Consider the following 24,391-nt stretch of genomic DNA (forward strand, 5'->3'; position numbering starts at 1 on the left):
AGCTCTAATAGATCCACTGCTCCGGCAGCCGCACGCGCACCTCCGAGCCGGGGACGACATGGCCCGCGCGCTCGACCGACGCCACGAGGCCCCTCAGCCTGCGCGCCGCCTTTGGAAACGTCAGTTCGTCGCCGGGCCGCTCCGTCCGGCGGCTTACCGCGCGGCCCGCATGCCGGCAGGGGACGTTCTGCGCCTCCACGACGAGGGCGGCGCCGCCGGCGAAGAACAGGCGGGTCCCGGCCGGCAGGAACGACAGGCGCGGGAGGCCGCAGAGCAGCAGATTGGCGCCGATCCAGCCCGCCTCGATCGGCCCCACGCCCATCGCGCGCCCGATCTCCTCGAGCTCCTCGGCCGACACGATCGAGATCTGACGGCCGGACCGGATCTCCTCCCCGCGCGGATACCACGGCTCGCGGCCGCTGGCCCGCCGGGTGAAGCCGGCGTGGCGGTCGCCCGGCAGGCCCTCGAGCCGCAGATCCAGCGCATCGACCGGCGCGGTCTCGAAGCTGTCGCGGTCGGCGCCCGCCAGCACAGCGACGAGCTCCGCCCGCAGCGTGCGCGCCGGCGTGATGGCGAGCGGGCCCTGTTCCACCACGAAAGCCTAGCGCCGGATCGCGACGATGAAGACGCGCGGGAAGCGCAGCAGCACCTTGCCGTTCGCCCGCTCCGGATAGAACGCCCGCAGGCGCTCCGTGTATATCTTCAGGAAGCGCTCGCGCTCCTCCCCGTCGAGCGGATCGAGATAAGGCCGCAGCCCCGTCGCCCGGCACCAGTCCGCGATCGCCTCGGCGCCGTCGAGCGGGTGCACATAGGTCGTCCGCCAGACGTCGACGGCGGCGGCGTCGGGCGCCAGCAGGTCGTGATAGCCCTCGGCCGAAAGGATCCGGGTCCGGGCCCCGCCGGCGTTGGCGATGCGCGCCGCCCAGGCGGGATCGCGCGCGGCCTCCGCCATGGCGACGTGCGACGGCTCCGACAGATTGTCCGGCATCTGGATCGCGAGCGCGCCGCCGGGCGCGAGGCTGCGGATGAGCCGCGGGAACAGCGTCTCATGATCCGGCAGCCACTGCAGCACGGCGTTGGCGAAGATCAGGTCCGGCGGCGCCTCCGGCGTCCAGTCCGCGACGTCGGCCTCGACGAAGCGCGCGGCCGGCAGGCGCTCCGCCGCGGCCGCCAGCATGTCGGGGGAGGAGTCGATCCCGACGATCTCGGCCTCGGGAAACCGGGCCGCGAGCAGTTCGGTCGAGTTGCCCGGACCGCAGCCGAGATCAACCACGAGCCCGGGGCGCTCGACCGGCACGCGCGCCAGCAGATCGGCGGCCGGGCGCGTGCGCTCGTTTTCGAAGCGGAGGTAGGTCGATGCCGACCAGTCCTCCATCACCGGTTCACCGGGCGAACTGGCGGTACTTAAGACGCTTGGGTTCGACCGCGTCCGGGCCGAGGCGGCGCTTCTTGTCTTCCTCGTAATCCTGGAAGTTGCCCTCGAACCACTCGACATGGCTGTCGCCCTCGAAGGCCAGCATGTGGGTGGCGATGCGGTCGAGGAACATGCGGTCATGGCTGATGATCACGGCGCAGCCCGCATAGTCCTCGAGCGCCTCCTCGAGCGCCCGCAGCGTGTCGATGTCGAGATCGTTGGTCGGCTCGTCGAGCAGCAGGACGTTGGCGCCCGACTTCAGCATCTTGGCGAGATGCACGCGGTTGCGCTCGCCGCCCGAGAGGTCGCCGACCTTCTTCTGCTGGGCCGCGCCCTTGAAGTTGAAGGCCCCCACATAGGCGCGGGAGTTAACCTCGCGCTTGCCGAGATGGATCACGTCGGTGCCGCCGGAGATCTCCTCCCAGACGTTCTTGCTGGGGTCGAGGGAGTCGCGGCTCTGGTCGACATAGCCGAGATGCACCGTCTCGCCGATCTTGATCGTGCCGCTGTCGGGCTTGTCCTGGCCGGTGATCATGCGGAACAGCGTCGTCTTGCCGGCGCCGTTCGGGCCGATGACGCCGACGATGCCGCCGGGCGGCAGCCGGAACGACAGGTCGTCGATCAGCAGCTTGTCGCCGAAACCCTTCGACAGGTGCTCGAACTCGACCACCGTGTTGCCGAGCCGCTCGGCGATCGGGATGACGATCTGCGCGGTGGTCGGGCCGGCCTCGGAGGCCTTGGCGACGAGCTCGTCATAGCGCTGGATGCGGGCCTTGTTCTTGGCCTGGCGCGCCTTCGGGCTGTTGCCCATCCACTCCTGCTCGCGCTTGAGGGTGCGCTGCAGGGCCTCCTCGACGCGGCCTTCCTGCTCCATCCGCTTCTGCTTCTGCACAAGCCACGAGGAGTAGTTGCCCTCGTAGGGAATGCCGCGGCCGCGGTCGATCTCGAGGATCCAGCCGGTGACGTTGTCGAGGAAGTAGCGGTCGTGGGTGACGATCAGGATCGCGCCCTTGTAGTTCCGCAGGTGGTTTTCGAGCCAGTTCACCGTCTCGGCGTCGAGATGGTTGGTGGGCTCGTCGAGCAGCAGCAGGTCGGGCTCCGACAGCAGCAGCTTGCAGAGCGCCACGCGGCGCTTCTCGCCGCCCGACAGCTTCTCGACGTTCCAGTCGTCCGGCGGGCAGCCGAGCGCCTCCATGGCGAGGTCGACCTTGGAGTCGAGGTCCCACAGGCCGAGCGCCTCGATGCGGTCCTGCAGCTCCGTCATCTCGTCGGCGGTCTCGTCGGAGTAGTTCATGGCGAGCTCGTTGTAGCGCTCGAGGATCGCGGTCTTCTCCGCGACGCCGTCCATGACGTTCTCCCGCACCGTCTTGTTCGGGTCGAGCTGCGGCTCCTGCGCCAGATAACCGATCTTGGCGCCCTTCGCGGCCCAGGCCTCGCCGGTGTACTCCTTGTCGATCCCCGCCATGATCTTGAGCAGGGTCGACTTGCCGGCGCCGTTCACGCCCAGGATGCCGATCTTGGCGTCCGGGTAGAAGCTGAGGTGGATGTTGTCGAGCGTCTTCTTGGGCCCGAAGGCCTTGGAGACGCCGGCCATGTGGTAGATGAATTCGCGCTGGGCCATGGGCTGGAAGAGCTCGCCTGGAAGTGCTCGCGCAAGCGCCGGTGGGCGCCGCGGCCGGATGTCGGAAGGGTCGCGCGCCTTGTAGCGCGCCCGGCCCGCGAGCGGCAAGGGCGGCGGGCGCCGCCCGGGCGGCGCAGGGCAGGGGGCGCGAACAACAAGCCGTCATGCCCGCGCCTTCCCGGGCGCCCACGACTTGGGAGCGGGCGCCGCCGTGGAAGCGAAGTCGTGGACGCCGGGCCTCGCGGCCGGGCATGACGGTCTCCGCTTCGGGCCCCCGGTTCGCCAGCGCGCGCGGAGGCGCCGCGCGAGGCGGTTGGATCATCACCCAGAAATCAAACAGCGCAGGGAAGGCGCGGAACGCCGGGCCACCTGTCATGCCGTAGTTCAGCGGCGAACCGGTCGCCCGGCGTCCCGCGCGGCGGCGATTTGGCGACGGATGCGGAACCGCGCTCCGGTCGCGGGCGGCCCGTTCTCCCTTGCGGGGTCGGTCCCTTTGCGGGTTTTGGGCTCCGCGGCGTCCCTTGCGGGCCGCCGCCTCGCCCAAAACCCATCCCGCGCCTTAAGGCGCTCGACGGCGCGGCCCCGTCCTAGTGCGGGGCGGGCGGTCATCGCCCCGAAAGCCCAGGCGCGGACGCCTGGCCTGCCGAGGCCCGCAGCCGACGTCCCGGGACGGAAAGCTCCGGTGCTCCCCGCCGCAGGCGCCGCTCCTCCCCCGCATGGCCGGCCGGTCCGGACACGCCTCCCCGCACGGGGAAGGACGAGGGGAGTGGAGCATGGAAGGGGAGGGATGTCAAGGAATTTATTCTTAGACGCGACGCCAGCTAAGGACCGGGTCCGTTTCTGACCCTAATCGGAGGTTCGGCACGGGCGCTTAAGGCAGGACGGCCGGAATGACGCCCGCCATCCACGGCGGGATCGCCGGCGCCGGTTGAGGCTTCGCTCGAGGGGGGAGGCCAGGCTATTTATTCTTGGCTTGATCGTGATGCCATTTGATAGCGAAGAACATCCCGGTTGCGAGCACAATGAGTTTGAGGGGAAAGAACACTATCGGGAACCAATCCCACGCGCTCGAGAATTCCATTGTATTGTTCAACGCTTTATAAGTGACGGGGTCGGCGCTTTTTAGCTTCGGAAGCGTCGTTTACGCGACGTGCTCTCAGGTCGCAATCAGCGGATCTGGATCCCTGAACCCGACGGTGGCGCCGCCGCCTTCGCCCGGGCGCCTCGAAGATCTCTCCGCACTGCGACAGGAGGTCCATACACCCTTTGAATTTGTATGGCTATCAACTGCGCGCACACCTGCCCTGCTGATCGCCGCAAGCCTCGGCATGGCCAAATTGCTTGAGGTCCCAAGCGCTTCGCAAGGCCGTACATTATCACGAATTGTCAGATGGAGACCGGCTCAAGCCGGTGGCTAGCGTCGCATGGCCGGCCGGTCCGGACACGCCTCCCCGCCCGGGGAAGGACGAAGGGAGTGGAGCACGAAGGGGAGGGATGGCAAGGAATTTGCTCTTATAAGAACGGCAGTGAAAGGGCGCGTCCGTTTCTGATCCAAAGCTGTCATTGACGAGACCAGTTTCCGCACGCGCCTAACTGTCCCTCGGCGCTGGTCAAGTAAGCGTCGGCGTCACTTCCGTCCGACTCCGCCTGACGAGGGAGACGGGAAGAGAATCTGTCTCGGCGAGCCCGGTGTCCTCGCAACCGCCGCCATCTCGGACAGCGAATGGCAAGTGAATTGCTGGTCCAGTCCGTCGGCAACGGCGTTTTCGCCAGCTTGACGCCATCTGATCGCATCGCTGCGCGCAGTCCGGCTGACGTCGCCTCTCGTCCCGTGAGGGAATTGAGCTTCGAGCTTCGTCCACGAGCGCCCTTGAACAAATAAGGAACATTGAAACGGGCCAGCGTTTGAGACAAAGTGAGCACCACGACGGAAGCGCGAGGCGTTTCACCGGATTGAGAAGCAGTGGGCGCATGCCGGTCAGGCTCTGGGCTGCCATCGTTGTCTTCATCGGCTCGTACCTGCCGCTCGGCCTAATCCTCCTTGTGCAGGACGTCGATCTTACCAGTAGGAATTTCCTGTGCTGCGTTGAGCAGGGTGGGTTTCTGCCCAGTTGCCTCGCGCCGCTGAAGCATCCGGTCGTCGCCCTTGGATTCGTCGCCGTTTCGGCGATCTGCTTCGCGCTGACGGCCGGTTTTCTTTCCAAATGCAGAACGAAGGCCAAGACATCTATCGTCATCCGTGAAGCAGTCTACAAGCCGAATGATATGATAAGCTACGTATTTCCGTATTTGGTCACGTTTATGACTGTCACCTTTGACGATATTCCTAGAATTCTTGGTTTCACGATTTTCATGGTCTGGCTGTTTGTTATCACATACAAGGCTGGGCGGATATTTGTGAACCCCCTCCTGATCGTATTTGATTGGCGGCTCTACGAAGTAACCTACTCTTTTGCTGGGGATGAGCAGCGTTTTTCGAGCTTGGCACTTGCCAAGGCGGGTAACGTCGCTGAAGGCTCGTGGCTCAGCATGCAGGTCGAAGATCTGCTGATCATTCGGGCGGTGGAGTGAGGCTCGAGACATGCCAGATCTGGCGAAGCTGAAGGCGTTCGACATCGATGGCGCCAGCCTGTCGCTTTGGGTGTTCAAGAAGAGGGTCCCCAAAGGCGCGGCACCGATCTACACCGGCCGTTGGGCCGAAATCGGCGATGACCTGACCACGGAGATAAAGCGGGTTACGGCCACCTCGATCGCACGGATCGAGGAGGTCATCGAATATTCCCATCTGGCCCAGAACCACGAGACCAGCGTCCTAACGATTTCCACCGCCGAGACGCATGCGGGCCTGCTCAAGGACAAGGCCGCGGCGCAGCAGGAAAACAAGCGTGTCCGCAACTCCGCCGACCTCGAAAACATTGAGTTCTACGCCTTTCGCTTCGTCAAGGACGAGACGGTTCTCTACGCCATCCGGAAGGCCGATCAGAGTTGGAAGACCAGGAAGCGGCGCGACATAGTCTCAGTAGTATTGCAGAATCACGAGTTGGTCCTTGATAGAACGCCGAGCTTCAATATTTCGAAGGCCGTTGATTTCTTCGTCTATGACGAAGCGATTTTCATCGCGGCTAAGCAGAATTTCGAGTCAGTGCTGGCCTACAAGGCCGGTCATCAGGACGACTTCGTTGAGATGCAGGCGGAGGATGCGTTCAAGGGTGCGTTCGTCGATCTTGAGGAGATCGTCAAGTTCGTCGGCGACAACAAGATCCAGCTGAGACGGATTTCAGCGATTCGTCAGAAGGGCCACTACAAAGACCGGGTGTTTATGGATAATCTGCGGCGTCTTTACAAAGAAAATGGATTGAACATTGTGTTCGACGGCTCGGGTAAGATTGTTCCGTCAGAGGAGACCTGCAGGGACATCTTCCAAGCTTTGCTGGACCACAGGCTAGGCTCGGATTTCTCCAGAAGGAAGTACGACGTCCCCGACACCTCGTCGGTCACGGTCTGACTGCGCGTTACAGGGTTAAGCGCGGGCACCGTTGCCCTCATGATATCGAAGGTGCGAACTTCCAAATTCCTTCGTGGCTACGAGTGCGGCCCGGTGTAGGGGTACTTTCAGAAGCCTCTACGACGCTAGGTCTTAGCGGCGCCAATCGGCTCCGGCGGCCGGCACTAGATGATCCGAAGAGGCGGTTCGAAGTGGATTGGAATTCAAACATCATCCGGTAGTGTATACACGGTACTGACCGTCTGACGCCTCGCTTCCGTCCTCGAGAGCCGCGAAAGCGCAGCGCGGCCCACTCCGCCCGTACTAACCCTCAGCGCGTCTTGAGATATCGCGAGCCGGCGCGGAACGCCGGGATAGAGAGTCGCCACACTGAAAAGGCCGTCGCCTCTCATGAGCCCGGCTCCCGTCTCGCCGGGCGATCCCGACCTTCCCGATCGCGCGCGTGCGGACTGGCCCAGGCCGCTGACACGCGCCATGATCGCGTCGCCAGCCGTGGCCTGGGCCGAAAGCGACGCGGTCTCGCGTGGGGCGTCCAGCCGTTCATCCGCCGCTGTGGCGGGTCGCTCGAAACTGAACGGCCACGGATTGTTCGCGCTACGGTCGGTCTGATGACGGCGCGCCGAACCGCGCTGACGCAGTGAGCGCCCCAATCTCTGGAGTATCGGAGCATGACAGAGGGCTATGTGCAGGGCGCGCCGCGCTCGCTTCTCAGGTTGGAAGGCGCGGCGCTGCTGCTGTTCGCGCTCGTGGGCTACTGGTGGTCCGGGCAGCCGTGGTGGCTGCTGGCGGCTCTGGTTCTCGTTCCGGACCTCAGCATGCTGGGATACCTGGCAGGCCCGAAGGTCGGCGCCGCGCTCTACAACGCGGCCCACAGCACGACAGCGCCGCTCGTGCTCCTGAGCGGTTCGGCCCTTCTGGACGACCGCATGACGCTGGGCCTGGCGCTGATCTGGCTGGCCCATATCGGGTTCGATCGAGCCTTGGGCTACGGTCTGAAATATGTCAGCGGCTTCGGTGACACTCACCTCGGACCCCTCGGGGGGAGGTTGTAAGCGGGAGGGCGTCCCTCACCGCGACTTCAGGTATTGCGAGACGGCGCGGAAGGCCGGGAGCGAGGTGGGGTCGATCAGCGGGTTCTGCGCCTTCGGGAAGGAGGCGAAGCGCACCAGGACCATCTCGGCGGAGGGGTCCACATAGATCGTCTGGCCGTGGACGCCGCGGGCGGCGATGACGCCCTCGTCGCCGGGATAGAGCCACCACATGCTGGAGTAGCGTCCGCCGACCAGCGCCGGATAGCTTTCGCCGAACTTCGCCGGATCGCCTCCGGCGCGGATCTTCTTCACGACCTCGGCCGGAAACAGCCGCTTTCCGTCGATCACGCCTTCGTTCAGCATGAGGAGGCCGAGGCGGCCGAGATCGCGCAGGCCCGCCGAGAGGCCGCCTCCGGCGTAGGGCGTGCCCTTGCCGTCGACGGTCATATAGGCGTCCTGCTCGGCGCCCATCGGCCGCCACAGCCGCTCCGAGGCGAGCGCGGTCACCGACTTGCCCGAGACGCGGGAGATGATCCAGCCGAGCATGTCGGAGTTGACGGTGCGGTAGTGGAAGGCGTCGCCGTGCCGGCCCTCCGGCTTCACCTGCTGGAGATACTCCCAGTAGCCGTCGGGGCCGGCATAGCCCGCGGGCTTCGGGAGCGGGCTGGCGGCGGCCGAATAGGTCCAGATGTCGGCGTTGGGGTCGGCGTAATCCTCCGAGTAGCGCAGGCCCGTGGTCATATCCATCACCTGCCGCACCGTCGCGGAGCCGAAGGCGCTGTCCCTGACCTCGGGGACGATGGCGGAGACCGGCGCGGCGTCGTCGAGCTTGCCCTCGACCACCAGGATCTCGGCCAGAAGCCCGGTCAGCGACTTGGTCATCGACATCGCGGCGTGCTTGCCGTCCGGCTGCAGGCAGCCGAAGTAGCGCTCGTAGATCACGCGGCCCTTGTGAAGGATGAGAACGCCGTCGGTGTAGTTGGCGTAGAGCGACTGCTCCCAGCTCATCGGCGCGTGGGCGCCGAGCGGCGTGAAGGTCAGGGCGTCGATGGCGTCCCGCAGGTCGCCGAATTCGTAAGGAGGCGGATAGGCCAGCGGGACCGGCGCGCCGAGGCCGCGGCTGATCTCCTCCGTCGGAAGAAACTCGCGCAGGTGGCAGACCGACCAGCGCAGCTTCGGAAACGAGAAATAGACCGAGTCCGGCTGCGTGATGATCTTGTCCTTCGGCGGCGGAAAACCCTCCATCCACCCCATCACGCGGGGGTCGGACTCCTGAGCGGACAGCGGGGCCGCGTCGGCGACCGCGCCGTTGGATGATCCGAGCGTCATGACGAGGCTCGCGGCGAGGGTCGCCGCCCTAAAAGTTGACGACGGCATTGACGAAGCCTCCGACCCAATTGGGCGTTCTCCCGTCGGCGACGCCCCGGATGCCTTTGCCCGGGACGGACATGCTGACGCCGGCTGTCAGAAACGTGTTCGGATTGATCGTGCGTCCGTATTCGAGGAACACGTCGTCCGAGAGGTGGTGCTCCGTCACCCCCGAGATCAAGTAGGCTGCGCCCCCGAAGTTCAATAGGCGGGTCGCCTGTCCGAACTGGATTGGGCTGCCGAGTTCGTTGGCCAGGATGCGCGCATAGCGCAGCGTGACCGTGTCGCGCTCGGTGGGCTGCACGCGCAGCGACACCTCATGCGCGCGGATGTTCGAGTTGATGAAGACGAGCGACGACTTCGATCCCGTGGCCCACGCGCCGGGCGAGCCCTCGTAATACAGCGGATCGAAGCGTTCGAGGCGCGACGTCTTGGGATCGTCTCCGGAGAAGGTCTGGAACGAGTAGGTCAGGACGGTGGGCCAGGGCAGGCCGCTGAAGGCGTAGCCGACCTGAACGCGCCCGCCCCAGGCTTCCAGGTCGACCCTCCTGTTCCACTCATAGGCGAAGTCTCCGGTCAGGAACCAGTTCCGGAAGGCGCCGCTGAACGGGTTCGTCCTGGCGTAGAGATTGAGCGCGTTGGTTCCGTCGCGTCCGCGGGGCAGGAGGGTCGGCGGCCCGACGCCGCCGCGAGGCGCCTTCACATAGGGCGAGTCCGAGTGGAGCACGTTGATGTAGGAGAGGCCGAGGAACCCGCCGGCGGCGGCGTCATATCGGAGATCCCCGCCAGCGAGCTTGTTGTGGCCGTCGTTCGAGGGCAGCTCGTTTGGCTGGAGGAAGAAGGGCGTCGCCGTGAACCCGTCCTCGTAGACATGCGCGAACGCGGCGCGCTTCCAGGCCTTCCTCGGCCCGAACTTCAGAGCGCCTCTCTCGAAGCCGCTCGAGCCGCCGTTCGCGATCAGCATGCCGCTGCCGAGCTTCAGCTCGCGCGAACCCAGAGACAGGTCGAGCCCCGTCGCCTCGGCGGACCCGACCCGGTACCCGAGATACGCCTCCTCGAGGGTGATCCGCCCCGTGTCGCTCCAGTCGAAAGCGTCCGTCCCGGCCGTGTAGGAGCCGACGGAGGACAGCTTTCCGTAGAAGGTCGACCGGCCGAAGGGAGTCCATTCGAAACTCAGGCCCGGTTCGACATAGCCCTCGAGCCAGTGGGAGACCGGATCGAAATCAGACTGAGGCGAGGTCGTCGCCGCGAGGTTCCAGTACAGGTTGCGCTCGCTCACGGCGTTCAGTCCCAGCTGAAGATGCCAGCGCAGCTTCAAGCCGTTTTCGTCGTAGAGCAGCGTCTGGTCCGGCTGCTGCGCGTTTGCGACCTCGGCGGCGTTGGCCGTCGCGAACGCCAGCAGCAGTGCGCAGGCTGGGCGATATGCGTGGATGGCGCCCTCCCGTCGCATGCCAAGCCCATCACACTGACCGCGGCGCGGCGGGCGCGCAACCACGGCGTGCGTCGCGCAGGTCGGTCCCGCGCTTTCCCGCCAATGGCGGACGGATCACGTGCAATCGTGACCGTGGGCTCTTGGTTTCGAGAAACGGCGCCTAACTGGAGAAGGTCGGTGTTCGTCCATCTGCCAGCGAGTGCATAATGTCTGAAATCCGCGGCGCGATCCCTGGTTCCACGAGCGCCGACGACCGCATGCGGCTCGCGCTGGACGTCCTGCCGGTCGCGGTCTCCTGGTGCCGGCTCGGGGACGGCCGCGTCGAGTTCGTCAACCGCGCCTTCACGCGGATGTTCGGGCTGGCGCTGGCGGACTGCAGGGACGTCTTCGACGTGGTTTCGAGGACCTTCGCGGACCCGGGCGCGGCCGAGCGCCATCTCGCGCAGGCGATCAAGGACATCTCCTCGCCGCACGAAAGACGCGTCGACATTCCGGAGGAGGAGCTGCTGTGCCGCCGCCAGGACGGCGCGCAGTTCCATGCTGCCTTCAGCGTCTCCCTCATCCCGGAAGCCGGCATGTGCCTGGCCGTGTTCGTCGACATCACCGAGCGCAAGAAGCGGGAGCGGACGCTGCTCACGCTGGCCGAGCGCGATCCGCTTACGGGCCTCAAGAACCGGCGCTCCATCGAGGACGCGCTGAGCGCGGCCGTGCACGACACCTTCGGCCTGCTGGTGCTCGACCTCGACGGCTTCAAGCAGATCAACGACAATTTCGGCCATTCCGTTGGCGACGACGTGCTGAAGGAGTTCGCCCGACGCCTCTCGCGGCATTTCCGGGAGAGCGACGTGGTCGGACGACTGGGGGGCGACGAGTTCGCCGTGCTGCTGTTGCCGGCGATGTCCACGCAGGACGCGGACCGCATGATCAAGCGCCTGTACGACGCGCTCGAGGAGCCGTTCCTGCTGGGCGAGGCGACGGTGCAGGTCGCCTTCAGCGCCGGCTATGCGGTCCACCCGCACGACGCGTCGTCGCTGATCCAGCTCTTCCGGGTCGCCGACGCGCGCATGTACGAGGCGAAGAGGGACCGGCGCCTCGCTGCGGCGCGGGGCGCTCCGACGCCCTTCGGCGCGCCCTGACGGGACGCCCGGCGCGGACGCCGGGTCTGCCTCAGAACGAGACCTTCACCCCGCCATAGGCGGCGCGGCCGGTCGAGGCGTAGGTGCGCGCCTCCTCGTAGCGCCTGTCGAGCAGGTTCTCGATCCGCCCGTAGAGCTCGGCGTTGTCGGTCACCTTGTAGGACGCCGCCATGTTGACCAGCGTGTAGGCCTTCAGGGGCGCGGTGGTGCGGGCGTAGGTGACCGCGTCGTAGATGAACTCCCGCTGACGGCCGTTGTAGACGACGCCCAGGTTCACGTTCGCCCGGCCGTCGAGGAAGGCGTAGTTGGCGTTGAGGCTCCCGACATGGCGCGGCCGGTGCACCAGCGTCGCGCCGGTCGCGTCCTCGCCGTCGTTGAAGGTGTAGGCGGCGCGCAGCGTCAGCCCATCGATGGGCCTGACGGTCAGGCCGAGTTCGACGCCGTCGATCCTGGACGCGCCGGCGAGGTTGATCGCCCGGCTGACGAAGCCGCCCGGGTCGCTCGGGTCGGCGATGGTCTCGCTGGAGATCAGGTCGCGGACGCGCTGCTTGAAATAGGTGGCGTCGACGACGATCCGGTCGCTCCACAGCGGCTGGTCGAAGCCGATGTCCCAGCCTTCGCCGCGCTCGGGCTTGAGGCCCTCGTTCGGGACGTAGTCGCCGGAGTAGCCGAACAGCTCGAAGGCGGTCGGGTTCTTTACGCCGGTGCCCCACGAGGCGCGCAGCTTGGTCCTCGTGTGATCGAACGTGTAGGCGCTCGCGACCCGGTAGGTGGTCGCCTCGTCGAACCGGTCGTTGAAGTCCTGCCGGATGCTGCCGGTGACGAAGAACCGTTCGAGGAAGCCGATCTGGTACTGGCCGACGAGCCCCGACGTGTCGAGGTGCTTGCGCAGCGGGTTCGGCGCGTCGGCCGGGAACGGGAAGGCGGTGTAGCTCTTCACCGCGTCGCGCGTATGGTCGGCGCCGAAGGTCACGACGTGGCTCGTCGGCAGCGCGCCGGCCGCGTCGAACCGGATGTTGGTCTGGTAGTCGAACCGCGTCATCTCGCCGAGCGTGGCGTAGGTCTTGAGGTCGCTCCCGTCGAAGCTGCGCCGGTCCTGCCGCGTGTAGGACATGCCGAGCACATGGTCCCACGCGCCCTCGAGCAGGGTCGCCCTGGCCTGCGCGCGGCCGAAGAACTGCTTGCCCTTCTCGGTGTCGCGGCTGTCGACCGCGGCCGCCACAGGATATCCGTCCGAAGCCGCGCCAAAGTTGTCCCGGTCGGCGTCGAACGCGGTGTAGCGGGCGACGCCCGTGAATTCGAGGTTATCGGTCGGCCGCACCGAGACCTTGGCGAGCCCGGTGCCGCTCCGGTAGCCGTCGCGGTCGAGCGAGCCGGTCGGCGCATAGGCGTCGAAGCGCCGCGCGCTGGAGATCCCGCGCGTTCGGAAGCCCTGGCCGGCGATCAGGTAGTCGTAGGCCTGCGTCCCGCCAGAAACCGAGGCCGTGCCGGTCGCCGTGCCGAAGGAGCCGCCCTCGATGCTGGCGCGCAGCCGCGTCGGGCCGGGCTCGCCCCTGCGGGTCACGATGTTGACGACGCCGCCGATCGCGTCCGAGCCGTAGAGCGCGCTCTGGGGGCCGCGCAACACGTCGATGCGCTCGACCTCGAGGTTGAGCAGGTTGGCGAAGTCGAACTCCGCGCCGGCGCCCGGGTCGTTCATCCGGATCCCGTCGATGAGGACGAGCGTCTGGTTGGCTTCGGCGCCCCGAATGCGGACCGCCGTCGCGGCGCCGATCGGCCCGGTCCGGTTGACCGCCACGCCCGGCAGCTCGCGCAGAGCGTCGGAGACGACGCGGATCTGCTGTTGCTCGAGCTCCTTGCGGGAGATCGACGAGACCGCGCTGCCGATCGCGGCCTGCGGGCCTTCGATCCGGTTCGCGGTGACGGAAATCTCCTCGAGCTCGGCTGCGCCGTCGGAAGCCTCGGCCTGCGCGGCCGCGGAGGAGATCTGCGCTGCGGAAAGGGCCAGGGACGCTGCGAGAGCCGCGCATCGTGAACGGCAGGGAAGGCTGGACATCAAGACCCCGGGCGGGACGGGTGGCACGTCACCGCGAACCGGAGGTCTCACCGCAGACGCCTCTCATGCGCCCGCGGTTCGCCCACCATCGGTGCACCCCGCCCGATGCGTTCGCGTGTGACCACACGAATGACGGCAGGTCTCCTGGCTTGCGGGTCGTAGCTCGCTCCGTCGCCTTCCCAGACCGCGTGGGTCCAGTGGCCGATGACGAAGTCACTCGCCGCTCACAGTAGCGGGGGCTGCCGCGGCATGAGGTCCGAAAACCATCACCGCGTTCCCTTTTGATCCCCGGGGGGAACCGTCGCGGCGGACGCTATGGCGGGACTGTGGCGGGAGTCAATGCGACAAGCTCGTGAGCCGGGAGCGTGGCGCGTGACCCGGCCGTCCCGGGCGCTTGGCCGCGCGCCTGAGGGGCTCAGCCTCATCACGTCCCGTTGCGCCGCCTTCCATCGCCGCGCGCGCCGCGCTAAGCCGCCCGCGCGCGCCGCGTCATCAGCCCGGCGCGAGGAGCGGCGCATGGTGTCCAACGTCACGCTGCCGGCGGTCTTCGGCGCCGGCGCCCTGAGCTTTCTCAGCCCCTGCGTGCTGCCGCTGGTGCCGCCCTATCTGTGCTACCTCGCCGGCGCCACGCTCGAGGACCTGATCGGCGGCGACGCGCCGCGCCGGGCGGTCGCCCGCACGCTCGGGGCCGCGCTGCTGTTCGTGGCGGGCTTCTCGACCGTGTTCGTCGCGCTCGGCGCGACCGCCTCGGCGGTCGGCGGGCTGCTGTTGCAAAACGCCCCGCTGCTGGCGACGCTTGCGGGCCTCGCGATCATCGTGATGGGGCTGCACTTCCTCGGCGCCTTCCGCATCCCGTTGCTGATGCGCGACACGCGGATGCAGGTGGACAAGCCGGTGGGGCTCTGGGGCGCCTATGTGATGGGGCTCGCCTTCGCGTTCGGCTGGACGCCCTGCATCGGTCCCGTGCTGGCGGCGGTGCTGGCGGTCGCGGCCTCGGAGGCGACGGTGGCCAAGGGCGCGGGGCTGCTCGCGGTCTACGCCGCGGGCCTCGGCCTGCCCTTCGTGATCGCCGCGCTCGCCATGAAGCCGTTCGTCGCCTTCCTGAAGCGCTTCCGCAGCCACCTCGGCACGGTCGAGAAGGTCATGGGCGGCCTGCTGGTGCTGACCGGGATCGCCTTCCTCACCGGCTGGACCACGACGGCCTCGTTCTGGCTGCTGGAGACGTTTCCGGGCCTGGCGACGCTCGGGTAGCGCTCGTTTCCCTCCCTCGCGAGACGGGAGGGTGGGGGGCGAAGCCCGGCCGGGCGGGGATGGTCTCGGAAGGACCCGCGCGAACCTCCGCGTCATGCCCGCGCCTTCGCGCGGGTATCCACGACTTGTCTCGCACCTGGTGAGAAGGAAGTCGTGGATGCCCGCAAGCGGGCATGACGGGCTGAGCCCCATGCCCAAGACCCCACCCGACCTCGGCCTGTCCGCCGAGGCCACCCTCCCCACGGCTTCGCCGCGAGGAGGGAGCGAGGTGTGCCCAGGACGAGCGATCGGCCCCCGCTGGCGCGAGGGCCGGCCTCCCCGCCGTCTCCGGGCGAGGAGGCCGAAGGCTCACATCTGGCTGTAGCCGCCGTCCTTGAACTCGTAGAACACGAAGCCCGCGATGGTCGGGTCGCCCTTGTCGTCGAACTTCAGGTCGCCGATCACGGTCTTGAAGTTTTGCTTGTTCATCTCGGCGGCGACGGCCTCGCCTTCGGTCGACTTGGCCGCGTTGGCGGCCGCCGCCCAGATCTGCATGGCGGCGTAGCTGTAGAGCGTGAAGCCTTCCGGGCTGATCTTCTTGTCCTTGAACTTCTGGACGATCTCGGCGGCCGCCGGCGACTTGGTCTGGTCCGGCGGGAAGGTGAACATGGTGCCTTCGCCGCCCTTGCCGGTGATGCCGAGGAACTCCATGCTCTGAAGCGCGTCGCCGCCCAGCAGCTTGGCCTGCAGGCCCTGGTCGCGCATCTGGCGCACGATCAGGCCGGCCTGCTGGTAGTATCCGCCGAAGTAGACCGCGTCGACATTGGCCTGCTTCAGCTTCGACACCAGCGCCGAGTAGTCCTTCTCGCCGGGCGTGATCGCCTCATACATGACTTCCTTGCCGCCGCCGTCGCGGAAGGTCTTGAGCGTCTCGTCGGCGAGACCCTTGCCGTAGGACGACTTGTCGTGGACGATCGCGACCTTCTTGTCCTTGAAGTTGTCGAGCAGATACTTGCCGCCGATGGCGCCCTGCTGGTCGTCGCGGCCGCAGACGCGGTAGATGGTCGGGCCGGGGCGCTTGTCGGTGAAGGCCGGGTTGGTGGAGGCCGGCGAGATCTCGATGATGCCTTCCTCGGCGTAGACCGACGAGGCCGGGATCGACGAGCCCGAGCAGTAATGGCCGATCACCACCTTGGCGCCTTCGGAGACCAGCTGGTTCGCGACGTTGACGGCCTGCTTGGGATCGCAGGCGTCGTCGCCGACCTTGACCACCAGCTTCTCGCCATTGACCCCGCCGGCCGCGTTGATGTCGGCCACCGCCTGCTCGGCGCCGTTGCGGATCTGGGCGCCGAAGACGGCGTTCTCGCCCGTGATGGGCGCCCCGATGCCGACCACGATGTCCGCATAGGCCGGCGCGGCGAGCGCGACGGCGAGGCCGAGGCCCATGGCTGTTCCGAGATGTCGCTTCATGCCGAGAGTCCCCTTCGATAGCGCTGCCTGGAGCCATTGTTGGCGCGTCGCGCCGCGTCTGTCACGCCGCTCCTCCGCGGTCGCGGCGCCGCCAGCCGAACGGGCCGGCGCGCTCGTAGAGCCAGCGATACTGGCGCGCCATGCGGCCGGCGAGCGTCACGCGATGGCCCGCGAGCGCGAGCGCGATCAGGATCACGAGGTCGACGACGAAATAATGAAGCGTCAGCAGGCTGCCGCTGAACAGCGCGTAGTGGATGAAGCGCACGGCGGCGGCGAGCGGGACCATCCACAGCGCCGCCTTCCAGGCCGGCTCCCAGGAGCGCGCCAGCGCGCGCCCGGCGAGCCACGCCGCGCCGCCGCCGAGCACGACGGTGACGAAGCCGAACTCGGCGAGCGAGATCTCCCAGATCAGGCCCATCGCGCGTCTCCGCCGGGCGCGCTCACCGGCCGCCCTCCAGATAGGCCGCCCGGACCTCGGGGCGCTCCAGAAGCTCGAGCCCGCCGCCGCTCATGGTGATCTGGCCGTTGACCATCACATAGCCCCGGTGCGCGAGCTTGAGCGCGTGATAGGCGTTCTGCTCGACCAGGAACACCGTCAGCCCCTCGTTGCGGTTGAGCTCGCCCACCACCGAGAAGATCTGCTTGGCGATCAGCGGCGCGAGGCCGAGCGAAGGCTCGTCGAGCAGCAGCAGGCGGGGCCGGCTCATCAGCGCGCGGGCGATCGCCAGCATCTGCTGCTCGCCGCCCGACAGCGTGCCGCCGCGCTGGCTGGCGCGGTCCTTCAGGCGGGGGAAGATGTCGAAGACGCGCCGCAGATCCTCGTCGAAATGCGCGAACTGCGTCACCGCCGCGCCCATCTGCAGGTTTTCCAGCACCGTCATGCGCGGGAAGATGCGGCGGCCCTCGGGCGACTGCGCGATCTTGAGCCGCGCGATCTCGTAGGTCGGCAGATGCGTGATGTCGCGGCCGTCGAACAGGATCGAGCCGTCGCGGGCGCGCGGCGCGCCGAAGATCGTCATCATCAGCGTCGACTTGCCGGCGCCGTTGGCGCCGATCAGCGTGACGATCTCGCCGGCCGGCACCTCGATGTCGACGCCCTTCAGCGCGGCGATGGCGCCATAATAGGCCGTGACCCCGCGCAGCGAGAGCATGGCTTCGCTCACGCCCCGCTCTCCTCGGCGATGCGCTCGATCTCCTGCTCGACCTTCGCGACCTCCTCGTCCTCCACGCCCAGATAGGCGGCGATCACCTTCGGGTCCTCGCGCACGGCCGCGGGCGAGCCGTCCGAGATCTTCTTGCCGTAGTCCAGAACCACCACGTGATCGGAGATCTCCATCACCACGCTCATGTCGTGCTCGATCAGCAGCACCGCGACGCCCTCGTTGCGGATCGAGCGCAGCAGCGTGTTCAGCTCGGCGCTTTCGCGCGGGTTGAGGCCGGCCGCCGGCTCGTCGAGGCACAGCAGAACCGGATCGGTGCACATCGCGCGCGCGATCTCGAGGCGGCGCTGGTCGCCATAGGGCAGGTCGGCGGCCGCGTCGTCGGCGCGATCGATGAGGCCGATGCGCTCCAGCCAGGCGGTCGCCTTGTCGATCGCCGCGCGCTCGGCGCGGCCATAGCTGGCGAAGCCCAGAACGCCCAGCAGGGTGAAGCCCGACGCCCGCATCAGCGGCCCGTGCTGCGCCACCAGCAGGTTCTCGAGCAGCGTCATGCCGCCGAACAGGCGGATGTTCTGGAAGGTCCGGGCGACGCCCGCGGCGCGCGAGATCTCGTGGTCGCGCAGCCGCTCCAGCAGCCAGCTCTCGTCCTCGGCCCTGCGCAGCGTCAGCCGGCCCACGGTCGGCTTGTAGAAGCCGGTGATGCAGTTGAAGACGGTGGTCTTGCCGGCGCCGTTGGGCCCGATCAGCGCGGTGATCTCGTCGCGCCGCACGTCGAAGGACACGTCGTCGACCGCCACCAGGCCGCCGAACCGCATGGTGAGATGCTCGACCCGCAGCAGGACCTCGGGCGGCAGTTCGGGCGCGTCGAGCGGCCTCACCGTCATCCATGTCCCTCCTGCACGAGGGAGCCGGCGATCGCCTTCTTCTCCTTGAGGAACACCGAAGGCGTGCGCGAGGAGACGAGGCCGCGCGGCCGCCACACCATGATTCCGACCATGACGGCGCCGAACACGATCATCCGGTAGTCCTTGAACTCGCGGAACAGCTCGAAGCCGCCGATCATCGCCACGGCGGCGATCGCGACGCCGATCTGCGAGCCCATGCCGCCGAGCACCACGATCGCCAGGATCATCGCGCTCTCCATGAACACGAAGCTTTCGGGGCTGATGAAGCCCTGCCGGGTGGCGAAGAATGAGCCCGCGAAGCCGGCGAACATGGCCCCCAGCGCGAACGCGGTGAGCTTCGTGTTGACCGTGTTGACCCCGAGCGACCGGCACGCGATCTCGTCCTCGCGCAACGCCTCCCAGGCCCGGCCGATCGGCAGGCGGCGAAGCCGGATTGTCACGAAATTGGTGATCAGCGCCAGCGCCAGGATCAGGTAGTAGAGAAAGATGATCCGGTGCAGGGGCGAGAATTTCAGCCCGAATGTCGCCGCGAAGCCATCGGGCCCGGGCGTGAAGTCGAGCCCGAAGAAGCTCGGCCGGGGGATGCCGCCGATGCCGTTCGGGCCGCCGGTGAACCAGTACCAGTTGAGCAGGACGATCCGGATGATCTCGCCGAAAGCCAGCGTCACGATCGCCAGATAGTCGCCGCGCAGCCGCAGCACCGGGAAGCCGAGCAGCACGCCCCAGAACGCCGCGAGAATGCCGGCGAGCGGCAGGCACACCCAGAACGACAGGCCGAAATGCTGGGCGAGCAGCGCGTAGGAATAGGCGCCGACCGCGTAGAAGGCGACGTAGCCGAGGTCCAGAAGGCCCGCGAGGCCGACCACGATGTTGAGGCCCCAGCCCAGCATCACATAGGTCAGCACCAGGATCGCGAGATCGACCGTGTAGCGCTCGACGCCCGGCAGGAAGGGCAGCGCGACCGCCAGCGCGACCGCGACGGGGGCGAACCAGCGGCCGAGCCGGGCGAGCGTCGCCTCGACGCGCGGCGGGATCTGGGTCCGGGTCCGGCCCGCGTCGGGCCGCCAGATCGTCAGGTTGAGCGCGAGCCGCCCCAGGAAGACCAGGCCGACCGCGATCGCGACCCGCTCCCAGTGCGGCTCGAGCCTCAGCCCGTTGGGGCCCTGGACGGTGACCAGCCCCATCATCGGCGCCGCGAGCCCCAGCGCGATCAGCGCCGTGATGAACGCGTTCCGCAGCGCCGCCATGAAGGGCGAGGACGGATGAGCCGGCGCGTGATCCGCCACGAGCCGCCTCAGACCTTCTCGACTTCCGGCCTGCCGAGCAGGCCGGAAGGCAGGAAGATCAGCACGATCACCAGAATGGAGAACGCGGCGACGTCCTTGTATTCGACCGAGAAATAGGCGGACCAGAGGGTCTCGATCAGGCCGATCAGCAGCCCGCCCAGCATCGCGCCCGGCAGCGAGCCGATGCCGCCGAGGACGGCGGCCGTGAAGGCTTTAATCCCGGCCACGAAGCCGATGTAGAAGTCGGCCACGCCGTAATAGAGCAGGTACATGAGGCCCGCCACGGAGGCGAGCGCCGCCCCCATGACGAAGGTCAGCGAGATGGTGCGGTCGACGTCGACCCCGAGCAGCGCGGCCATCTTGCTGTCCTGCTCGCAGGCGCGCTGCGCGCGGCCGAAGGACGTCCGGGTGACGATCAGCCAGAACGCGATCATCGAGACGATCGTGGTCAGCACGATGATCACCTGCACGTTCGAGATGTTGACGACGAAGCCGCCGCCGCCCTCGGACTGCCAGAAATAGCCGCGCACCACCGGCGGCAGCGGCTTGACCCGCGCGCCCTGCGCGACCTGGACGTAGTTCTGGAGAAAGATCGCCATGCCGATGGCGGAGATCAGCGGCGCCAGCCGGAACGAGCCCCGGAGCGGCCGATAGGCGATCCGCTCCACAGTCCAGCCATAGAGTGCGGTCAAAGCCATCGCCACGACCAGCACGATCAGCAGCGCCAGCGGCGCGAATGCGACGCCGAGCGCCGCGAGGGCAAGATAGACGATGAGCGCCAGGAACGCGCCGACCATGAAGATGTCGCCATGAGCGAAATTGATCATGCCGACGATGCCGTAGACCATCGTGTAGCCGATGGCGATGAGCCCGTAGATCGAGCCGAGCGTGACGCCGTTGATCAGTTGCTGCGCGAAATACTCCATCGGGTTCCTTCGCGTTGCCGACTTCGCTTCCGCGCCCCGACTCAGGGGCGGCGCCCCTTCCGTGGGCGAGCACGGTTGGTGTGCAGTCTTAGCAAGCGTCGCGGTCGGCCACAACGCGCCGGGCGTGGTTCGCGCACGTTCGACCACGGGAAAAATTGGAACGCCGGGCTGCGCTTTCCGCCGGTCGCGCGGGCGCTATCTTGTCCTGTTTTCCCGCGCGCCCGCGCCCGCCTCGCCGAGGACGCCGCGGGCCCGGCGTTTTGCGTGCGTGTAGAGGATGACGGGGCGAGAGCCGCCCATCGGGGATCAGGCCGCGTATGACGGCGACGTTTGAGAATCAGCAGGGCCAGGGGAGAACGGACATAGGGGGTTTCCGGCGAGCCGGCAAAGTATCCTGGGCCGCCGCGGGCCTCGTGCTCGCCGCGGTCCCGCTGGCGCGCGCGCAGACGCCCGATCTGCAGGCGGCCTTCTCCAAGGCCTTCGCCGGGGTCGAGGCGTGCATCGCGATTCGCGACGTCGCGGCCGGGACCGCGCCGGCGAGTTCCGGAGAGCCGACCTGCGAGCGCCGCCTTCCGCCTTGCGCGACCTTCGACATACCCGCGAGCGTCATCGCGCTCGACCGCGGCGTCGTTCCGGACGCCGGCGCGCGGGTGAAGCGCAATCCGCCGATCGAGGGCGATCCGCCCGACGGCGTCAGCCTGCGCGACGCGTTCCGCAACGGTGCGGCCTGGGTCTATGAGGAGGTGTCGCGCCGGATCGGCTCCGACGCCTTCGCCAAGGCCCTTGCGGCGATGCGCTACGGAAACGCCGATTCGGGCGGGCCCGTGGAGCGGCTCGGTCGTGGCGACCGGCCGGACGGGCTCGCGCTCAACCCGGTCGAACAGGTCGAGTTCCTCGCGCGACTCAAGCGCGGCGAACTGCCGACTTCGGCGGAGTCGCAGGCCCGGACGGTCGAGATCGTGCCGACGGAGCGCTGGGGCGAGGCCACGGTGGCGATCAAGAGCGGCGCCTGCGACGGCGCGGCCTGGTCCGTCGGCTGGGTCGAGCGCGACGGACGCAGCACGGTCTTCGCGGCGCTTGAAAGCGGCGGGGAGGGCATGTCCGCGGACGACGCGGTGAAGCGGGCGAAGCGGTTCATCGTCGAGGCGGGGCTCGCGCCGCCGCCGCCGTAAGGCGGCCGCAGCCCGTCATTGTGCGGACGCGCGCGGCGGCCTATCTCGGGCTCTGCACCCGGAGGGCGCCCATGGATCTACTGTCGACCGCTGAAGAGTGGGCTCGCGAAGGGCGCTCCGTCGCGCTCGCCACCGTGGTGGAGACCTGGGGATCGGCGCCGCGGCCGGTCGGCAGCCATCTGCTGATCGACGCCGACGGCGAGTTCCAGGGCTCGGTCTCCGGCGGCTGCGTCGAAAGCGCGGTCGTCAGCGAAGCCGCCGAGGTGATCGCCTCCGGAGAGCCCCGGCTGCTCGAGTTCGGGGTCGCGGACGAGACCGCCTGGCGCGTCGGGCTGTCGTGCGGCGGCCGCATCAGGGTTTTCGTCGAGAAGCTGGCATGAAGCTCGATCTGCTCGCCGCGCTCAACGCCGCGCGGGCGGCCCGGCGTCCGGCGGTCGTCGTGACCGCGCTCGACAGCGGCGAGCAGCGGCTCGTGCTGGAGCCTGCGCAGGATCCGCTGGCCGCCGAGATCGGCCGCGCGCTGGCGTCCGGCCGCAGCGGCGTCGTCGAGGACGCGGCAGGGCGCTCCGTGTTCCTCAACGTCCACGTCCCGCCGCCGCGCCTCGTCCTCACGGGCGCCGTGCACATCGCGCAGACGCTGGGGCCGCTGGCGACCGCGCTCGGCTATCAGGTCGCGGTGGTCGATCCCCGGACCGCCTTCGCCACGCCCGAGCGCTTTCCGGACGTCGAACTGCGGCCCGAGTGGCCGGACGTCGCGCTGCCGGAGCTTGCGCTCGACCCGTTCACCGCCTTCGCAGCCCTCAGCCACGATCCCAAGATCGACGATCCGGCTCTCGCGCGGGCGCTTGAGAGCGGCTGCTTCTATGTCGGCGCGCTCGGCTCCCGCCGCACCCATGCGGCGCGGCTCGACCGGCTGAAGGCGCAGGGCGTCCCGGACGCCGCGCTGCAGCGGATCCGCGCGCCGATCGGGCTTCCCATCGGGGCCTCCTCGCCGGCCGAGATCGCGGTTTCGATCATGGCGGAGATCACCGCCGTGCTGCGCCGCGCGGAGCTCGCCTCGTGAAGTTCGGTCCCGTGAGCGTGTCGCGGGCGCAGGGCTGCGTGGCCGCGCACGCCATCCGGCTCCCGGGCTATGTGCTCAGGAAGGGCGCGCGGATCACGGCGGCCGACGTGACCGCGCTCGAGCAGGGCGGGGTGCGCGAGGTCGTGGTCGCAGAGATGGCTGCGGACGACGTCGCCGAGGACGCCGCCGCCCAGCGCGTCGCGGCCGCTCTGCTCGGACCGGGCCTGCGCGCCGACCCGGCGTTCACCGGGCGCGCCAATATCTTCGCCGACAGGGCCGGCCTGCTGCTGGTCGATCGCGCGGGCGTCGACGCGCTCAACGACATCGACGAGGCGGTGACGCTCGCGACGCTCGACGAGCATGCGCTGGTCCCCCAGGGCGCCATGGCCGCGACAGTGAAGATCATCCCGTTCGCGGCGCCGGAGGATCTCGTCGCCCGCGCCGAGGCGCTCGCCCGCGCGCGCGGGCCGCTGGTGCGTCTGGCGCCGTTCGAGGTCAGGCGCGTCGCCGCCATATCGACGCTGCTGCCGGGGCTCGAGCCCAAGGTGGTCGAGAAGACCATGACGGTGCTGCAGCGCAGGCTCGCGGCGGCCGGGGCGAAGCTGGTGGCCGAACGCCGGGTTCCGCATGACGAGCGCAGCCTCGTCCGCAGCCTGCGCGAGCTGGCGCTGGAAAGGCCCGAGATCATCATCGTGTTCGGCGCCTCGGCGATCACCGACCGGCGCGACGTCATCCCGGCGGCGCTGGAGGCGGCGGGCGGCGAGATCCGCCGGCTGGGAATGCCGGTCGATCCGGGCAATCTGCTGCTGCTCGGCGACCTTGCGGGCGTCCCGGTGCTGGGCGCGCCGGGCTGCGCGCGCAGCCCCAGGGAGAACGGTTTCGACTGGGTGCTCAACCGGCTGCTCGCGAAGCTTCCGCTCAGTGGCCGCGACATCAGCCGGATGGGCGTCGGAGGATTGCTGATGGAGATACCGGCCCGCCCGCAACCCCGCCAGGAGCGCGACCTGCCGCGCGCCCCGAGCGTCGCCGCGGTGGTCCTGGCCGCCGGCCGCTCGACCCGCATGGGCGGGCCGAACAAGCTGCTGGAGACCGTGCAGGGGCGGCCGCTCGTGCGGCATGCGGTCGAGGCGGCGCTCGCCGCCGGGCTGGGGGAGGTCCTGGTGGTGACCGGCCATCAGAGGGCGGCCGTCGAGGCGGCGTTGTCCGGGCTGCCGGTCCGCTTCGTGCCGAACCCGAGCTTCGCCGAGGGACTCTCGACCTCCTTGCGCGCCGGGCTGGAGGCGCTTCCCGCGAAGGCCGACGGGGCGCTGGTGCTGCTCGGCGACATGCCGCTGGTGAAGCCGGCGCTGCTCGCCCGTCTGGTGGCGGCGTTCGATCCGGCCGGCGGCGCGCATGTCGTGGCGCCTGTCCGCGACGGCCGGCGCGGCAATCCGGTGCTGTGGGGGCGACGCTTCTTCCCGGCCCTCTGCGCGATCGAGGGCGACGCCGGCGGACGCCATCTGCTGGCGGAACAGACCGAGACGGCGCGCGAGGTCGAGGCGGATGACGGCGCGCTGATCGACGTCGACACGCCGGAGGCGCTGGCCGCGATCCGCGCGCTCGGCTGAGGCCGCGGC

21 protein-coding genes and 1 riboswitch are annotated in these 24,391 nt (G+C 68.4%); of the genes, 9 read left to right on the plus strand and 12 right to left on the minus strand.

Annotated elements, in window-relative coordinates:
- Positions 1 to 4: 4 nt before the first annotated feature.
- Genes GGR24_RS11925 through ettA form a run of 3 tightly spaced genes read right to left on the minus strand, consistent with a single transcriptional unit; the run spans position 5 to position 3,035 of the window.
- Positions 5 to 592, minus strand: a complete 588-nt coding sequence (locus GGR24_RS11925) for an MOSC domain-containing protein (protein WP_343066247.1) — start codon at positions 590 to 592, stop codon at positions 5 to 7.
- 9 nt (positions 593 to 601) lie between these two features.
- On the minus strand, positions 602 to 1,375 hold the full coding sequence (tam, locus tag GGR24_RS11930; protein WP_183395574.1) for a trans-aconitate 2-methyltransferase: 774 nt from the start codon (positions 1,373 to 1,375) through the stop codon (positions 602 to 604).
- Positions 1,376 to 1,382: 7 nt separating this feature from the next.
- On the minus strand, positions 1,383 to 3,035 hold the full coding sequence (ettA, locus tag GGR24_RS11935) for an energy-dependent translational throttle protein EttA (RefSeq protein ID WP_183395575.1): 1,653 nt from the start codon (positions 3,033 to 3,035) through the stop codon (positions 1,383 to 1,385).
- A gap of 1,971 nt (positions 3,036 to 5,006) precedes the next feature.
- Between ettA and GGR24_RS11940 the strand changes: the two genes are divergently transcribed.
- From GGR24_RS11940 to GGR24_RS11950, 3 genes are all read left to right on the plus strand, one after another.
- Entirely contained in the window at positions 5,007 to 5,606 is a 600-nt protein-coding gene (locus GGR24_RS11940) for a hypothetical protein (RefSeq protein WP_183395576.1), read from the plus strand.
- A gap of 10 nt (positions 5,607 to 5,616) precedes the next feature.
- On the plus strand, positions 5,617 to 6,540 hold the full coding sequence (locus tag GGR24_RS11945) for a Kiwa anti-phage protein KwaB-like domain-containing protein (RefSeq protein ID WP_183395577.1): 924 nt from the start codon (positions 5,617 to 5,619) through the stop codon (positions 6,538 to 6,540).
- A 668-nt stretch (positions 6,541 to 7,208) separates the two neighbouring features.
- A complete protein-coding gene (locus tag GGR24_RS11950; RefSeq protein ID WP_183395578.1) occupies positions 7,209 to 7,592 on the plus strand; it encodes a DUF4260 domain-containing protein in 384 nt (127 codons plus the stop codon).
- A gap of 15 nt (positions 7,593 to 7,607) precedes the next feature.
- On the opposite strand, the gene GGR24_RS11955 is transcribed toward GGR24_RS11950, so the two are convergent.
- Positions 7,608 to 8,900 carry a serine hydrolase domain-containing protein gene (locus tag GGR24_RS11955; protein WP_246398335.1) on the minus strand — a complete coding sequence of 431 codons (1,293 nt, stop codon included), beginning with the start codon at positions 8,898 to 8,900 and terminating at the stop codon, positions 7,608 to 7,610.
- Between the two features lie 28 nt (positions 8,901 to 8,928).
- Positions 8,929 to 10,389 carry an alginate export family protein gene (locus tag GGR24_RS11960; protein ID WP_246398337.1) on the minus strand — a complete coding sequence of 487 codons (1,461 nt, stop codon included), beginning with the start codon at positions 10,387 to 10,389 and terminating at the stop codon, positions 8,929 to 8,931.
- Between the two features lie 188 nt (positions 10,390 to 10,577).
- Here GGR24_RS11960 and GGR24_RS11965 point away from each other — a divergent pair, with 188 nt between their 5' ends.
- Positions 10,578 to 11,507 carry a sensor domain-containing diguanylate cyclase gene (locus GGR24_RS11965; protein WP_183395580.1) on the plus strand — a complete coding sequence of 310 codons (930 nt, stop codon included), beginning with the start codon at positions 10,578 to 10,580 and terminating at the stop codon, positions 11,505 to 11,507.
- Positions 11,508 to 11,538: 31 nt separating this feature from the next.
- Here the strand turns inward: GGR24_RS11965 and GGR24_RS11970 are convergent, their stop codons facing one another.
- Positions 11,539 to 13,563: a TonB-dependent receptor plug domain-containing protein gene (locus GGR24_RS11970; protein WP_183395581.1), complete on the minus strand. Its 2,025-nt coding sequence runs from the start codon at positions 13,561 to 13,563 to the stop codon at positions 11,539 to 11,541.
- Between the two features lie 117 nt (positions 13,564 to 13,680).
- A riboswitch (cobalamin riboswitch) is annotated at positions 13,681 to 13,881 on the minus strand.
- Between the two features lie 198 nt (positions 13,882 to 14,079).
- Here GGR24_RS11970 and GGR24_RS11975 point away from each other — a divergent pair.
- The gene (locus tag GGR24_RS11975) at positions 14,080 to 14,814 is read left to right on the plus strand and encodes a cytochrome c biogenesis CcdA family protein (protein ID WP_183395582.1); all 735 of its coding nucleotides are present in this window, start codon (positions 14,080 to 14,082) and stop codon (positions 14,812 to 14,814) included.
- 348 nt (positions 14,815 to 15,162) lie between these two features.
- On the opposite strand, the gene GGR24_RS11980 is transcribed toward GGR24_RS11975, so the two are convergent.
- The 6 genes from GGR24_RS11980 to GGR24_RS12005 all read right to left on the minus strand — a co-directional run bounded on the left by GGR24_RS11980 (position 15,163) and on the right by GGR24_RS12005 (position 20,540).
- Entirely contained in the window at positions 15,163 to 16,263 is a 1,101-nt protein-coding gene (locus GGR24_RS11980) for a branched-chain amino acid ABC transporter substrate-binding protein (RefSeq protein WP_183395583.1), read from the minus strand.
- 61 nt (positions 16,264 to 16,324) lie between these two features.
- Positions 16,325 to 16,681 carry a DUF6867 family protein gene (locus GGR24_RS11985; protein WP_183395584.1) on the minus strand — a complete coding sequence of 119 codons (357 nt, stop codon included), beginning with the start codon at positions 16,679 to 16,681 and terminating at the stop codon, positions 16,325 to 16,327.
- A 22-nt stretch (positions 16,682 to 16,703) separates the two neighbouring features.
- Positions 16,704 to 17,414, minus strand: coding sequence for an ABC transporter ATP-binding protein (locus tag GGR24_RS11990; protein WP_183395692.1), 711 nt, complete (start codon positions 17,412 to 17,414; stop codon positions 16,704 to 16,706).
- Positions 17,415 to 17,422: 8 nt separating this feature from the next.
- A complete protein-coding gene (locus GGR24_RS11995; protein ID WP_183395585.1) occupies positions 17,423 to 18,307 on the minus strand; it encodes an ABC transporter ATP-binding protein in 885 nt (294 codons plus the stop codon).
- Entirely contained in the window at positions 18,304 to 19,575 is a 1,272-nt protein-coding gene (gene livM, locus GGR24_RS12000) for a high-affinity branched-chain amino acid ABC transporter permease LivM (protein WP_183395693.1), read from the minus strand. Before livM ends, GGR24_RS11995 begins: the two co-directional genes overlap by 4 nt.
- A gap of 47 nt (positions 19,576 to 19,622) precedes the next feature.
- Positions 19,623 to 20,540 (minus strand): ABC transporter permease subunit, encoded by a 918-nt coding sequence (locus GGR24_RS12005; RefSeq protein ID WP_183395586.1) that lies wholly within the window; start codon positions 20,538 to 20,540, stop codon positions 19,623 to 19,625.
- A 413-nt stretch (positions 20,541 to 20,953) separates the two neighbouring features.
- On the opposite strand from GGR24_RS12005, the gene GGR24_RS12010 reads away from it, so the two are divergent.
- The 4 genes from GGR24_RS12010 (at position 20,954) to GGR24_RS12025 (ending at position 24,382) form a co-directional block, all read left to right on the plus strand.
- Positions 20,954 to 21,712 carry a class D beta-lactamase gene (locus tag GGR24_RS12010; RefSeq protein WP_183395587.1) on the plus strand — a complete coding sequence of 253 codons (759 nt, stop codon included), beginning with the start codon at positions 20,954 to 20,956 and terminating at the stop codon, positions 21,710 to 21,712.
- Positions 21,713 to 21,783: 71 nt separating this feature from the next.
- Positions 21,784 to 22,092 (plus strand): XdhC family protein, encoded by a 309-nt coding sequence (locus GGR24_RS12015; RefSeq protein ID WP_183395588.1) that lies wholly within the window; start codon positions 21,784 to 21,786, stop codon positions 22,090 to 22,092.
- Complete coding sequence (locus GGR24_RS12020) at positions 22,089 to 22,775, plus strand: XdhC family protein (protein WP_183395589.1); 687 nt, start codon at positions 22,089 to 22,091, stop codon at positions 22,773 to 22,775. The genes GGR24_RS12015 and GGR24_RS12020 overlap by 4 nt, the downstream gene beginning before the upstream one ends.
- Positions 22,772 to 24,382 (plus strand): NTP transferase domain-containing protein, encoded by a 1,611-nt coding sequence (locus GGR24_RS12025; protein ID WP_183395590.1) that lies wholly within the window; start codon positions 22,772 to 22,774, stop codon positions 24,380 to 24,382. Before GGR24_RS12020 ends, GGR24_RS12025 begins: the two co-directional genes overlap by 4 nt.
- Positions 24,383 to 24,391 lie beyond the last annotated feature (9 nt).

Source organism: Hansschlegelia beijingensis (genome assembly GCF_014196425.1).
GTDB classification, from domain to species: Bacteria; Pseudomonadota; Alphaproteobacteria; order Rhizobiales; family Methylopilaceae; genus Methylopila; species Methylopila beijingensis.